Origin of the sequence: Paraburkholderia lebeckiae (genome assembly GCF_014201005.1) — a bacterium.
Lineage (GTDB): Bacteria > Pseudomonadota > Gammaproteobacteria > Burkholderiales > Burkholderiaceae > Paraburkholderia > Paraburkholderia tuberum.
The window spans coordinates 20,607-34,078 of record NZ_JACHDK010000002.1; the positions used below are offsets into that span (position 1 = coordinate 20,607).

The window sequence follows — 13,472 nt, forward strand, 5'->3', positions numbered from 1 at the left end:
TGCGCAGCGAAGTAATGCAATCGCTACTGAACCACCGTCCTGCTGATCCGGCAATCGAAACACAAACAGCGATTACGACTACCAGGCCCTTACACAAAAAAGTAGAGCCGCCAAAAGGCGGCTCTACTTTTGAATCTGGTGCCCAAGAGAGGACTCGAACCTCCACAGTGTTGCCACCGCTAGGACCTGAACCTAGTGCGTCTACCAATTTCGCCACCTGGGCAGGTGATGAACAGCAAAGACCGCCATTATAGCGACAGATTCCGACCTGTCAAGCGATTTGCCGAACGTGATTCAACCTCGCGGCGGGCCCGGCGAACGATGCGTCCCAACCACCGCCGCAGGCCCGCGTGGCGCCCGACACGGGTGTTAGAATGCCTCGCAGTAGTTCGTTGGCACGATGCACATCCGGCGTCCCGACGCGAGTGTCGACATGCGATCAGGCAGACGCGCGTCGGCTGGCGTCGAACGAGCAGGAGCCAGGCAGTTTCCAGTGCAAATCGCAATGGAGCAGAAGAGCAGAAAGCAGCAGGTGCAATGACCGAGGCAGCGCAGCCGCCGTGCAGATGCAGCCGAGCGCGACTGCGCGCATTACGCAAACGCCTTCCAGGCCGGATCACATCGCCGACCGACGTCCATGCAACGAGAAAAAATCATCGACAAGCCCTTGAGCAAATTTCCGTATCCGATTCCAAGCCGCGAAGAAATCCTCGGCGTGCTGCGCACGAGTGAAATGCCGCTTGCCGCGAACGACATCGCCGAAGCCCTGTCGATCAAACGCCAGGAGCGCGAAGGATTTTTCAAGCGTCTCGGCGCAATGGAGCGCGACGGCCAGATCCGGCTCGATCAGCGCAATCTCTATCAACTGACCCATCCGTCGAACTTCGTCGCGGGCCGCGTCCAGGGCCATCGCGACGGCTACGGTTTCCTGATCCGCGACGACGGCCAGGACGACCTGTTCCTGCCCAACGGCGAGATGCAGAAGGTCATGCACAACGACCGCGTGCTCGCACGCATCGTCGGCTATGACCGGCGTGGGCGGCCCGAAGGGCACATCGTCGAGGTCACCGACCGCGCGAACAAGCGCGTGATCGGCCGTCTGCTCAACGAGAACGGCGCGCTGATCGTCGCGCCCGAAGACAAGCGCATCGGCCACGACATCCTGATCACGCAGAACACCCGCAAGGCGAAGGTTGGCCAGGTCGTGGTGGTCGAACTGACCGATTTTCCGAGCCGTCATTCGCAGCCGCTCGGCCGCGTGGTCGAAGTGCTGGGCGATATCGACGACCCCGGCATGGAAATCGAAATCGCGGTGCGCAAGTACGGCGTGCCGCACGAGTTCGGCGAGGCCGCGCTGGCGGAAGCGGCGAAGCTGCCCGACGAAGTGCGCCCAGCCGACATCCGCCATCGCGTCGATCTGCGCGACGTGCCGCTCGTCACGATCGACGGCGAGGACGCGCGAGACTTCGACGACGCCGTCTATTGCGAGCCGGTGAAAGTGGGCCGCGGCGATGGCTTCCGCCTGATCGTCGCGATCGCGGACGTGTCGCATTACGTGCTTCCGCAAAGCGGACTCGATACCGACGCAATCGAGCGCAGCACGTCGGTGTATTTCCCGCGCCGGGTGATCCCGATGCTGCCGGAGAAGCTGTCGAACGGACTGTGCTCGCTGAATCCGCAAGTCGACCGCTGCGTGCTCGTGTGCGACATGATCGTCACCGCGCGTGGCGACGTGAAGGCGTATCAGTTCTATCCGGGCGTCATGCATTCGGCCGCGCGGCTCACCTACACGGAAGTCGCCGCGGTGCTGAAAAACACCAAAGGCCCGGAAGCGACCCGCCGCGCCGCGTTGCTGCCGCAACTGCAGAATCTGTATGGCGTCTACAAGTCGCTGTTCGCGGCGCGTCAGAAGCGCGGCGCGATCGACTTCGATACGACGGAGACGTACATCGTCTGCAACGCGCAGGGCAAGATCGAGCAGATCGTGCCGCGCACGCGCAACGATGCGCACAAGCTGATCGAGGAATGCATGCTGGCCGCGAACGTGTGCGCGGCGGACTTCCTCAAGCGCAACAAGCATCCGGGCCTGTTCCGCGTGCATGCGGGCCCGAGCGCGGAAAAGCTCGAGAACCTGCGTACCTTCCTGCGCGGCATGGGCCTGACGCTCGGCGGCGGCGACACGCCGCACGCGAGCGACTACGCCGCACTGATGGCGCAGATCCGCGATCGGCCCGACGCCTCGATGCTGCAGACGATGCTGCTGCGCTCGATGCAGCAGGCGGTCTACAGCCCCGACAACATCGGCCACTTTGGCCTCGCCTACGAGGCCTACGCGCACTTCACGAGCCCGATCCGCCGTTATCCCGACCTGCTCACGCATCGCGCGATCTACGCGATCCTGCAGGGCCGTAAGTATCAGCCGCAGCCGCCGCACGGCGTCGAACTCAATACCGCACTGTCGCCGCGCGCCCGCGCGATGCAGCAGGCCGACGAGGAAAGGCGCGGCGCCCGCGGGCGCGCGAACAACGTGGCGATCTGGGAAGAACTTGGGCTGCACTGCTCGGCGAACGAGCGCCGCGCGGACGAAGCATCGCGCGATGTCGAAGCGTGGCTCAAATGCTATTTCATGCGCGACAAGCTCGGCGAAGAGTATGGCGGCATGGTCAACGGCGTCACGTCGTTTGGCATTTTCGTGCAGCTCGATTCGCTCTTCATCGAAGGCCTCGTGCATGTGACCGAACTCGGCTCCGACTACTTCCAGTACGACGAGATCAAGAACGAGCTGCGCGGCGAGCGCACCGGCATTCGCTACCGGCTGTCGGACCGCGTGCGCGTGCAGGTGAGCCGCGTCGATCTCGACGCGCGCAAGATCGACTTCCGCCTTGTGCGCGATACGCCGATCAAGCCGCCTGCGGCACGCAGTATGGCGTCGGACAAGGGTGAAGGCGCTGGCCCGCGCGTGCGGTCGTTGCCGCCGGCGGAAAGTGGCGCGTCGGTGCCGGGTCCGCGGCGCAAGAAAGCCGCGCCCGCGCAGAGCGCGGCGCTCAAGGAAGCGCGCGCGGCGAGGAAGCACGGTGCCGCGACCAAGGCGGCGTCGAAGCAGGCACACAAGAAGCGCTGAGGCTTTCACAGCGCCGGGACCGCGCGCAGCGGGCACGTGAGCACGTGCCGGTTGCGCGCGGTCTGCCTTTTGGTTTCATATTCATCACAGTGGCGCGCGTTGAATGCGCGCCCCATCAAAGGTTGTTCAGTCATGGCACGTCATAAGGTTTTATACGGTTTCCACGCAGTGACCGCGCGTATCCGGCACGATGCGTCGACCGTCGAGGATGTCTATTACGACGCGACGCGCAAGGACCGTCGTATGACCGAATTCCTGCAGGCCGCGAAGGACGCGGGCGTGCGTCTGATCGCCGCCGACGAAACGCGTCTGTGGGGCCTCGCGCGCACGGAACGTCATCAGGGCGTGGTCGCGCGCGCGGGCGATCTGCCGCTCGCGCAGAATCTCGCCGAACTGCTCGACGGCATCAGCGGCTCGCCGCTGATCCTCGTGCTCGACGGCGTGACCGATCCGCACAATCTCGGCGCCTGCCTGCGCGTCGCCGATGCGGCCGGCGCCCACGCGGTGATCGCGCCGCGCGATCGCGCGGTGGGACTGAACGCGACCGCCGCGAAAGTCGCGAGCGGCGCGGCCGACACGGTCCCGTACATCACGGTCACGAATCTGGCGCGCGCGCTGCGCGAACTGAAGGACGCGGGTGTCTGGGTGGTCGGCACGGCCGACGACGCGCAGAAAAGCGTTTACGAAACGGAACTCGACGGGCCGGTGGCGCTCGTGATGGGGGCCGAAGGCGAGGGCATGCGACGTCTGACGCGTGAAACCTGCGATGTCGTCATGAACATTCCGATGGCGGGGACGGTGGAGAGTTTGAACGTATCCGTGGCTAGCGGAGTGTGTCTGTTCGAGGCTGTGCGGCAGCGGGCGGTGAAGAAGTAGTTTTGGTGTCGTCGTTCTTGTTGTTGGCCGATTGTTGGCGCCCGGAACGCGGTGGTGGTTCCGGGCGTTTTGCTTTGAGTGCGGAAAATGCAGCTATTTGCGCAGGAGGAGGCGCTTTAGCGTAGCCCCGCCCATAGCCGATTGCTCAGCATCTCCGTCTGACTGATCCGGGGCACAAAGCCACCCAAACCCGGCCTTCTCCGCGCCACTCCGGTAAACTACGGGTTTTTCACGCTTCTGCCGCCTCTCCCATGACTCAAGACGAACTCAAGCAACTGGTCGGCCGGGCCGCCGCCGATTACGTGAATGCCAACGTGCCGCAAGGCTCGGTGATCGGCGTCGGCACGGGCTCCACCGCGAACTGCTTCATCGACGCGCTGGCCGCCACCAAATCCCGCTATCGCGGTGCGGTGTCGAGTTCGCTCGCCACCACTGCGCGTCTGCAATCGCACGGCTTCAAGGTGCTCGACCTGAATGAGATCGACTCGCTGCCGGTGTACGTCGACGGCGCCGACGAAATCGATCACGGCGGCGCGATGATCAAGGGCGGCGGCGGCGCGCTCACGCGCGAGAAGATCGTCGCGTCGGTGTCGGAAGTATTCGTCTGCATCGCGGATGCGAGCAAGGTCGTCGAAACGTTGGGCCATTTCCCGCTGCCGATCGAAGTCGTCCCGATGGCGCGCACCGCGATCGGGCGGCGCGTGACGGCGCTGGGCGGCGTGCCCGTTGTGCGTGTGACGAAAGAAGGTGTGCCGTTCATCACCGACAACGGCAACGAGATCATCGACGTGAAGGGCTTGAGCATCAGCGACCCGCGCACGCTCGAGGCGCATATCAACGCATGGCCCGGCGTCGTCACGGTCGGCCTGTTCGCGGGCCGCGGCGCGAATCTGTGCCTGCTCGGCACGGACACCGGCGTGCAAACGATCACTTACGGCCAGAATTAAGCGAATGCGTTTCTGTTCGCTCTGACGCGTGTGAGCCGTTCCAACGGTTCACACGCGTTTTTTGTTGCGGTCGTGCCGTACGATTCCGGTTATATCGGCCGCCGCGGCGGCAATCGCGCGCACCTGGCGGAAAATGCCAGGCACCGTGCGCAGACAATTGGCCGCCGACGCCTGCCGCGCGATGTCCGACACGCGCGCGTCGCCAATCACCCGCGCGCCAAGCGCTTCGAAGCGCATGCACAACGGACCGTCCGACAGCAGCCCCACTGCGTCGCGCGCCGTGCAGCGCCCGGCGAATTCCCCAGGGCGAACCCGGCCCTCCCAACTGACTGCTCCGATCGCCAAACGGCACGCGGGGCACGCGGGGCACGCGAGGCACGCGAGGCACGCGCGGCACGGCGGCCGTCGACGTCGCACGCCTGTCGCTCGCGCAGCGCTCCGATCGTAAAGGTGTGGGCTGGACTGGCGAGCAGGCGTGGGACGATACGTCAGGCGTAGTGCACATACGAAAGCGCGGGAATGAAGCCGTGATTTTGCAGACGCGAACGGACTCTCCGAATTACTCGCGTACTGTCGCACGTCGAATGTGGGCACGCGCACGCACAGTCAGGAACGTGGCACATACACTCTTCTCTGAGGCCAGGTGGCGATTCGTGACAGATAGGACGGAATATGAAAGTGGCGATCGTGCACGATTGGCTGGTCGCTCCCGGCGGCGCCGAGAAAGTGCTCGGGCAGATCATCGAGTGCTTTCCCGACGCCGACGTTTTCAGCGTCGTCGATTTTCTCGAAGATCGCACGCCGCTTGCCGGTAAGCCGGTCACCACGTCGTTCATTCAATGCCTGCCGTTTGCGCGCAGCCGTTATCGCGCCTATTTGCCCTTGATGCCGCTCGCCGTCGAACGGTTCGATCTGTCGAGCTATGACCTGATCATCACCAGTTCTTGCGCAGTCGCGAAGGGCGTATTGGTCGGCCCTCATCAGACGCACATCAGTTACGTGCACTCGCTGATGCGCTATGCGTGGGATCTGCAGCATCAGTATCTGCGCGAAGCGAATCTGCTGCGCGGGCCGAAGTCGTGGGCCGCGCGGGTATTGCTGCATTACCTGCGCGGCTGGGACGCGCAGTCGACGAATGGTGTCGATCGTCTGATCGCGAATTCGCAATCGGTCGCGCGGCGCATGATGAAAACCTATCGGCGCGATGCCGCGGTGATTCCGCCGCCCGTCGACGTCAACGAATTCGAACTGCGCACCGAAAAAGACGATTTCTATCTGACCGTGTCGCGGATGGTGCCACACCAACGCATCGATCTGATCGTCGAGACGTTCAACGCCACGCCGCAGCGCAAGCTGATCGCGATCGGCGACGGGCCGCAGATGGCGTCGATCCGCGCGAAGGCCGGACCGAACGTGACGGTCCTCGGCTATCAGCCATTCGGCGTACTGAAGGATTATCTGGCGCGCGCGCGAGCCTTCGTGTGCGCCGCCGAGGAGGATTTCGGCATCGTGCCGCTCGAAGCGCAGGCCTGCGGCACGCCGGTCATTGCGTTCGCCAGGGGCGGGGCGCTCGAAACGGTAGTGCCGGTCGGCGACCCGCATCCGACCGGCGTTTTCTTCGCGCGTCAGACGGCGGTGTCAATGCTCGACGCGATCGACCGCTTCGAGCGGCTGAGCGCGTACATCACGCCGGCGGCCTGTCGCGCGAATGCCGAGCGGTTTTCGGCTCAGGTGTTCCGGCGGGCGTTCATGGCCGAGGTCACGCGCACGATTGCGGCGGTCGCTCAGGGTCTGCCGGCGATGGAGCTGGGGGAGCAGGTGAGGTGGGCGGAGCCCGATCTCGCGCGCCGGGAACTCGGCATCGCCAGAGACACGGCGCCGAAAAGCGGGTGGAGGCAATGAGGTGAGGGTCTTTCGCTGTTCTCGCCTCGTGGAGTTTTCGATAGGAGAGCAAGAGGTTTTCGTCGTCATGCAGTGATTTCGCAATGGGCAGTAACGAGCCGTTCTGACCAACGCGTCCGGGCGGCTATTGGTGTGGGCGCGTCCGCTTCGCGCTTTGTGTCGGCAGCGCATATCGCGTATCGCGCGATACGCGCCGCGCGTGCAAGGCCAGCCGCGGCGGGTCATTGTCAAGCAAGCAGTATTGGACTTCAAAAACGACATCGGGGTGCGCACCACGCGCTATGGGCGAGATATTCGCTGGCGCGGCATGCCTCGCGTGGCCATAACGACCTGAAGCAGACGTTCGCTATCGTGATCGCTGAATTTCCTCACTGCGAAGTTCGCCGTGCCGGCAATTCGGCGTGTCACGGCGATTCACTACAACAGGCAGTCGTCATTCGCGCGTCACCGATTAACGCGCCGACGGCTTTTGGACGAGGACGAATTTAAACTCATGAATGCCGATCGCCTTCCGGGACCCTTTCCCGACATCTCCGCAACGTGGGCTGCGCTGAAGAGCCAGTTGCCGATCACGCCGATTCGCACCGAAGAGGATTTTCACCAGATGGTGCGAGTCGCCAATTCGCTGTCCGATCATCTAAGCGGCAACGACAACGATCCGCTCGCCGATCTGCACGCGATCGTGACGGAACTGGTCGGTCACTGGCAAGCGCGCAACCTGACGATTCCAAAAGCGGAGCCGCGCGAGGTCCTGCGCCATCTGCTGATCACGCATGGTCTCAAGCAGAAGGATCTGGCCGGCATCGCGTCGCCGACCGTGGTCAGCGATATTCTCGCGGGGCGCCGCGCGATCAGCAAGAAAGTCGCCAAGGCGCTCGCGGTACGGTTTCAGACCGATGTCAGCGCGTTCCTGTAGAGGCGGTGTCGCGGACCCGTCCGTGACGTGGTCCGTCGCGGCTGCTCATCTTGCGTCAACCACGGCGGCTGTCGATCGGGCCGCCGGCGTTGGCGCTTCTATTCGCAGCGGCGCGTACGCGTTGTTGCCCGGTTGGGTGTTTTTCTCGAATGGAACGCAGGCGCATTCCGGCGATCCTTCAGCGCACCGCCTTCAGTACCCGCACTTCGCATGCGCCGCAGTGCCGGCACGATGACCGACACTCCCGGATGCGATTCCCTCGATGGCATGGTCAGAACGCGTTGCGGCCGACAAAGCCCTTGAAAATCGTGATGAAGACGATTTTCATGTCGAACCAGAACGACCAGTTCTGAATATAGAAGAGATCGAACTTCACGCGCGCTTCCATCTTCTCGACCTTGGCGGTCGCGCCGCGATAGCCGTTGACCTGGGCCCAGCCGGTGATGCCGGGCTTGATGCGGTAACGGTGCATGTAGCCGTATACCTGGTCCTTGTACAGATCATCGTGTTCGACCGCATGCGGACGCGGACCCACCACCGACATCTGACCGAGCAGCACGTTCAGAAACTGCGGCAGCTCGTCGAGACTCGTGCGGCGCATGAAGCTGCCGAGCTTCGTCACGCGCAAGTCGTTGCGGGTCGCCTGCGTGATCTGGCCGTGCTCTTCCTGGTGCACGGTCATCGAGCGGAACTTGTAGATGCCGAACGGCTGGCCGTCGACGCCCTTGCGGATCTGCCGGAAAAACACTGGTCCCGGCGACGTGAGCTTGATGCCGATCGCGAGCACGGCGAACACCGGCGCGAGCACGATGAGCGCGAGCACGGCGAACAGGCGGTCGAACATCAGCTTGGGCCAAATCTGCGGCGACGAGAATGGCGTCGCGCTCAGATTCAGCGTCGGCAAACCGACGACATCGACGATCGCATGATTGAACAGCGACAGACTGCGCACGTCGGGAATGAAGCGCAGATTGACGAAGTCGTGTCTGAAGGTGCGCGTGAAGCGGTAGATCGTGTGTTCCTCGGAAAGCGGCAACGCGAGCCACACTTCGTTCACGCGGTCATTTCGCACCTTCGTCGCGAACGCTTCCAGATCCGTCAGCACGGGTAGGCGGGTCAGACGCGCGCCATACGCGTCGTGGCCTTGCACGCTGGTGTCGAACACGCACACCGGTTTGAAGCCCGCTTGCGGCGCATGCTCGAGATGCGCGAGCAGCGTGCGCGCAAACCCCGGTGCGCCGACGAGCGCGACGGTGCGCGCGTTCATGCCGCGGCGACGTACGAAGCGCAGCACCACGTGCATGATGCAGCGTGTCGCGATGATCAACGCGCCGGAGATCAGCGTCGAGTAGCCGATCCACAGGCGCGACACCGCATCCGTCCGATGCAGCGTGAACGCGAGCAGGAGCGCGGTCGCGACCACCATGAGCCACGCGGCGGCGATTCGCGCGAGCACCGGCGCGAGCGCCTTGCCGCGCCACGTCTCATAGACCCCGAAGTACGGAAACAGCAACAGAACCAGCACACACTTGAACGCGATCAGAAGACGCTCGGTATCGGCGAACGCGATCGGCGCGGAAAAGCGCATCCAGTGGGCGAGCAGACCGCCCGCAATCACGAACAGTGCGTCGAGACATCGAGCAGTAATCCTGAACATAGGCAAATCGACCCCGGTCATCGAGCCGCGTGCCGCTTATTCGACGGTCTCGGCCTGGCGCAGTCGCGGCAGCAGACGATCGAATTCGCGTTTCACGAGGCCGTAGCATTCGCACGCGCGGGCTTCGAGGCCCTTGCGGTCGAGCACCTTGATATGACCGCGGCTATGATGAATCAGGCCTTCGTCGTGCAGCTTGCCGGCCGCTTCGGTGATGCCTTCGCGGCGCACGCCGAGCATGTCGGCAATCAGCTGCTGCGTGACGGTCAGATCGTTCGACGCCACGCGGTCCACCTCGATCAGCAGCCAGCGGCACAGTTGCTTGTTGAGCGCGTGATGGCGGTTGCACGCGGCGGTCTGCGCGACCTGGGTCAGAAGAGCGTGCATATACAGCAGCATCAGGCGGCGCAGAAAGTCGGACCGCGCGAACTGCTGCTTGAGCGCCTGTGCGCTCATCCGGTAGGCGAAGCCCGCGCATTGCACCTGTACGCGGTTGGGCATGGTTTCGCCACCCGTGAGGACCGGCACGCCGGTCATGCCTTCGCGGCCGACCGCGGCGATCTCGACGGAGCTGCCGTCTTCCATCGTCGAGAGCATCGAGATGATCGCGGTGGTGGGGAAGTACACATGATGGATCCGTTGACCCGAGTCGCATAGCAGTTGCTCGGTACGCAGATGAACCAGTTCGAGGTGGGGAGCTAGTGCCTGCCATTCGTGCGACGGCAATGCGCCCAGCAAATGGTTACCGTGCAAATCGGATTGAAGTGTCAACATGATCGGTCCTCGCATGAAAGTCGCGCCTCGCGCGACTCTCTCCGTTTATTTGATCCGATGCCCGCATCCTCGGAAGTGGGCTGCCCGGCGAGCAGCTAGGATGAACAGCATCGGCCCCGTTTTAGGCCTGTCTGCCACCGCCTCTGTTGTTGCGCTCGTGAGCGGTGGCACTCTGTTGCGTCGAAGTAGTAGCGAGGACCGTGCCAACGTTAGGGAAAACGCCTGCTGATGCGGCGCAGCGAAGAAACCCGAAGCACGTCGGGAGAATAAAAGCGGCTTTTTGTTTCAGTTCTGCACACCCCCGCCGGATGGGGAATGCATCGTATGAAAGCTTTGGGTTTGGGCGAATCCCTTGATATCAAAGGCTTCACGGCCAAAAACAGGGATGCTGTCGAAGCTGTCTCAGATTTGAACCTGGCGCCGCATGCACGTTTTGAAGCGCTCCTCGTGAAGTGCCGGAAATGATTCAGAAGTGTTCAATGGAGTGCGTACGCTGTCGCACTTAAGGCCTTTCAGAGCAGGCAACAGTCGCGTTCGAGCCAACAGTGAGCGAGCCGGGCAGACAGTTCGAGACCTGCGAAGCGAGCTTTGGGGCGCTTCGCGTGTGTGCGACTAGTTCGGAATGACCACTAGCCGTAGAAGATGGCGGATAGCGCATTGATCGCGCGGACTTCCCCCTGGGGTGCCGCGCATGTTTCATCCACCTTAAAAGCCGCGTTTGATGCAGGAGCAACGAGTTCTTGCGGCGATGCCGCGAAGGCGGTCGGCAGCAGCGGTTCGAGCGCATGCAGCGGCACGATACAGCGCCGGTTCGGCGCGAGATGGAACCAGTCGCGCGCCGCGCGATAACGGGGACCAATGATATGAACGAAGCGCGCAAAGCGCTTCGTTTCGATCGCAAGCTGCCAGCCGCTGCCGTCGCCTCGACGTTCGACCTCGACGGTCATACCGAGGTCATCACGCGCGTGCACGCTACGCTCAGGCAGATGAAACGCTTCGGACACGATCTCGCCACTCGCGGCGTCGTAGAGCGTTGCAATCGTGACATCGTGCGCGCGTGGGCCGAAGCGGTACGCATGCGTGAAATCGAAGAACCGGCCCAGATGCGCGGCCGCACTGATGCGTTGCAGGCTGCGCGGGGCAAGCGTCAGCGCGCGTCGCGCGGACGTGACCTTCACGCTGCCGTCGCGCAGACAGACCAGTTCGAGTTCGCCGCAAAACGTTTGTGCGCGCTCGTTGATCAGATGGATATCGAGGCCGTTCAGGCCTTCGTCGGTGAGCGTGATCTGCAACGGCTGCAGTGTCTGCGCGAAGCCGTGCAGCGCGCTTTTCGGCCGTCCCGTCGCGTCGATCACGCCCCAGCCCGCCCCTGCGCGCAGATCCTGCAATTGCCACACGAGGCCGCCGCCGCAAGACGAGCCCGCGCGCCGCCACTCGGCGAACACATCGCCGATCAGCTCCGCAACCACCGCGCGCGACAGATCCAGATAACGCGCAGCATCTTCATAGCGCAAGCGCGCCGGCTCGACGCCGTAAAGCGCCTGCAAATAATGATCGCGCACGTCGTCGAAATCCCAGCCTGCGCCAGGATCGCGCGGCACGGCGGCTTTCCAGCGCGGATCGTGCGTGTGGATCGTGCCGAGCGCGTCGTGCAGCGTCGCCTCGTCGGGCACGTTGGCGAATGCCAGGCATTCGGCCGCGAAGCGCACCTGCGCGCGGCGCACGTCGGCGAGCGGGCGCTGATACGCGCCGACGCCGTAGTAGTGCGTGACGCCCTCGTTGGTCGAAAACGGCCACGCGCCGCCCGATGGCGAATTGCTGACATAGGGCACGTCCTCGCGTTCGCGCGCGACGAGCGCGGGCAGCAGCTCGGTAAACAACGCTTGCGCGCGCCGCGCCGCGGGCAGTCCGAACATCGCCGCCTGCTGGTCGACCTCGCTGCCGCCGCACAGCACCGCGAGCGAGGCAAAGCGACGCGTGCGGCTCAGGAACTGGCTCGCTTCGCGCTCGATCAGTGCGCTGAACGCGGCATCGTTCGGGTAGTCGAAATTCGCCAGCGCGAAGTCCTGCCAGATCAGCATGCCGTACTCGTCGGCGAGTGCATAAAACAGATCGGACTCATAGAGCATCGTGCCGCCGACGCGCAGCATGTTCATGCCAGCGGCGCGCGAGAGCTCGAACGTATGGCGCAATTGCGTTTCGGTGCCTGCTAGCGTGACGAGATCGGCGCTGGTCCAGCACGCGCCGCGACAGAATACGGGCACTTCATTCACGCGCAAGGCGAAACCCGCAGCATCGGCGCCGCGGTCCACTTCGATACGACGAAAGCCGATCGAGCCCAGAGACTGAGAGATCACGTTGCCGTCGACGAGCTGCAACGTCAGAGGATATAAAGTGGGCTCTCCATGCGTATGCGGCCACCAGCGTTTCGCGTGGGGCACGCGCACGTCGCCGGCGAGTGTATATGCATCGTGCCATTGCAAGGACGAAACATGGTCGCCGCAAAAAAGTGTCGCGCGGCAGGCCGCGACGTCGTGGGGACGTACGAAACGTAACGTCAACGAAACAACCCCATCCTCTTGCTCGAGCCGGCTGGTCAGATCAATCGTGTCGAATGCATGCGGCGCGTCGCCGAGCATTTCGATCGGACGCCACGGGCCGACCGTCTGAATCGACGGACACCAGCCGGGCATATGGCCGAGCAGCGTGGTGCGCACGCTGCGAAGCGTCGGCGGCGACACGAGCCGCGGCCGCCAGCGCGCACGCGAGCGTTTGGCCGCCAACGCTGGCGTCAGTGAGCGAAAGCACAGCACGAGCGTCGCACGGCCATCTAGTTCGATATCCAGGTCATGGGCGATGAACATCGATGCGGAATCGAGCTGCTTCACATCGTCGAGCCACACTTGCGCGAGCGTCGCGAGTCCATGAAAACGCAAGCGGCGCCGCCCCGTACCGATCAGCGTGACGCGATACCAGTGATCGTCGAATGCGAGCGGTGGCGGGTGATCGACATCGAGCAGACCGGCGGCGAGCCGCGCGCTCGCGACGGTGCCGGGCACCTGCGCGGCGAGCCAGCCTTGCGCGGGCAGATCGGCCGGCGACTCATAGGCGTGCGGCGGGGTGCTCAGACAGGCCCAGCCGGTATCGAGCCGTTGCGGCCATAGCGAGGGCGCGGCGCAGGCAGTGCCCGCATCATGCGCTTGCGCGATCGCGCCGGCCGCGCGCGCACGGCCAGCATCGCTCTCGTCAGCGGGCGGATCGAGTGTCGATACATCCACGGTC

General features: G+C 63.8%; 10 protein-coding genes and 1 tRNA gene. 6 read left to right on the top strand and 5 right to left on the bottom strand.

The genetic code is table 11. The annotated features are described in order from the left end of the window. Nucleotides 1-136: 136 nt before the first annotated feature. Nucleotides 137-223 (bottom strand) — tRNA-Leu (locus HDG39_RS03350). 414 nt (nt 224-637) lie between these two features. On the opposite strand from HDG39_RS03350, the gene rnr reads away from it, so the two are divergent. The 3 genes from rnr to rpiA all read left to right on the top strand — a co-directional run bounded on the left by rnr (nt 638) and on the right by rpiA (nt 4,944). Further along, nucleotides 638-3,121 (top strand): ribonuclease R, encoded by a 2,484-nt coding sequence (gene rnr / locus HDG39_RS03355; protein ID WP_184003272.1) that lies wholly within the window; start codon nt 638-640, stop codon nt 3,119-3,121. A gap of 132 nt (nt 3,122-3,253) precedes the next feature. Then, a complete protein-coding gene (gene rlmB / locus HDG39_RS03360) occupies nt 3,254-3,997 on the top strand; it encodes a 23S rRNA (guanosine(2251)-2'-O)-methyltransferase RlmB (protein ID WP_026225426.1) in 744 nt (247 codons plus the stop codon). A gap of 251 nt (nt 3,998-4,248) precedes the next feature. Then, the gene (gene rpiA, locus HDG39_RS03365; RefSeq protein WP_184003274.1) at nt 4,249-4,944 is read left to right on the top strand and encodes a ribose-5-phosphate isomerase RpiA; all 696 of its coding nucleotides are present in this window, start codon (nt 4,249-4,251) and stop codon (nt 4,942-4,944) included. A 48-nt stretch (nt 4,945-4,992) separates the two neighbouring features. Here rpiA and HDG39_RS03370 read toward each other — a convergent pair whose 3' ends face one another. Then, the gene (locus HDG39_RS03370) at nt 4,993-5,211 is read right to left on the bottom strand and encodes a hypothetical protein (RefSeq protein WP_184003276.1); all 219 of its coding nucleotides are present in this window, start codon (nt 5,209-5,211) and stop codon (nt 4,993-4,995) included. 405 nt (nt 5,212-5,616) lie between these two features. On the opposite strand from HDG39_RS03370, the gene HDG39_RS03375 reads away from it, so the two are divergent. Both HDG39_RS03375 and HDG39_RS03380 read left to right on the top strand, forming a co-directional pair. Continuing rightward, complete coding sequence (locus tag HDG39_RS03375; RefSeq protein WP_184003278.1) at nt 5,617-6,846, top strand: glycosyltransferase family 4 protein; 1,230 nt, start codon at nt 5,617-5,619, stop codon at nt 6,844-6,846. A gap of 493 nt (nt 6,847-7,339) precedes the next feature. After that, a complete protein-coding gene (locus HDG39_RS03380; RefSeq protein WP_184003280.1) occupies nt 7,340-7,762 on the top strand; it encodes a helix-turn-helix domain-containing protein in 423 nt (140 codons plus the stop codon). A gap of 271 nt (nt 7,763-8,033) precedes the next feature. On the opposite strand, the gene HDG39_RS03385 is transcribed toward HDG39_RS03380, so the two are convergent. Together HDG39_RS03385 and HDG39_RS03390 are read right to left on the bottom strand one after the other, a co-directional pair. Beyond that, the gene (locus tag HDG39_RS03385) at nt 8,034-9,419 is read right to left on the bottom strand and encodes an undecaprenyl-phosphate glucose phosphotransferase (protein ID WP_184003281.1); all 1,386 of its coding nucleotides are present in this window, start codon (nt 9,417-9,419) and stop codon (nt 8,034-8,036) included. 36 nt (nt 9,420-9,455) lie between these two features. After that, nucleotides 9,456-10,190, bottom strand: a complete 735-nt coding sequence (locus HDG39_RS03390; RefSeq protein ID WP_006048767.1) for a Crp/Fnr family transcriptional regulator — start codon at nt 10,188-10,190, stop codon at nt 9,456-9,458. A gap of 324 nt (nt 10,191-10,514) precedes the next feature. On the opposite strand from HDG39_RS03390, the gene HDG39_RS03395 reads away from it, so the two are divergent. Next, on the top strand, nt 10,515-10,655 hold the full coding sequence (locus tag HDG39_RS03395; RefSeq protein WP_184003283.1) for a hypothetical protein: 141 nt from the start codon (nt 10,515-10,517) through the stop codon (nt 10,653-10,655). 164 nt (nt 10,656-10,819) lie between these two features. Here HDG39_RS03395 and HDG39_RS03400 read toward each other — a convergent pair whose 3' ends face one another. Next, entirely contained in the window at nt 10,820-13,468 is a 2,649-nt protein-coding gene (locus HDG39_RS03400; RefSeq protein ID WP_409259156.1) for a glycosyl hydrolase 2 galactose-binding domain-containing protein, read from the bottom strand. Nucleotides 13,469-13,472 lie beyond the last annotated feature (4 nt).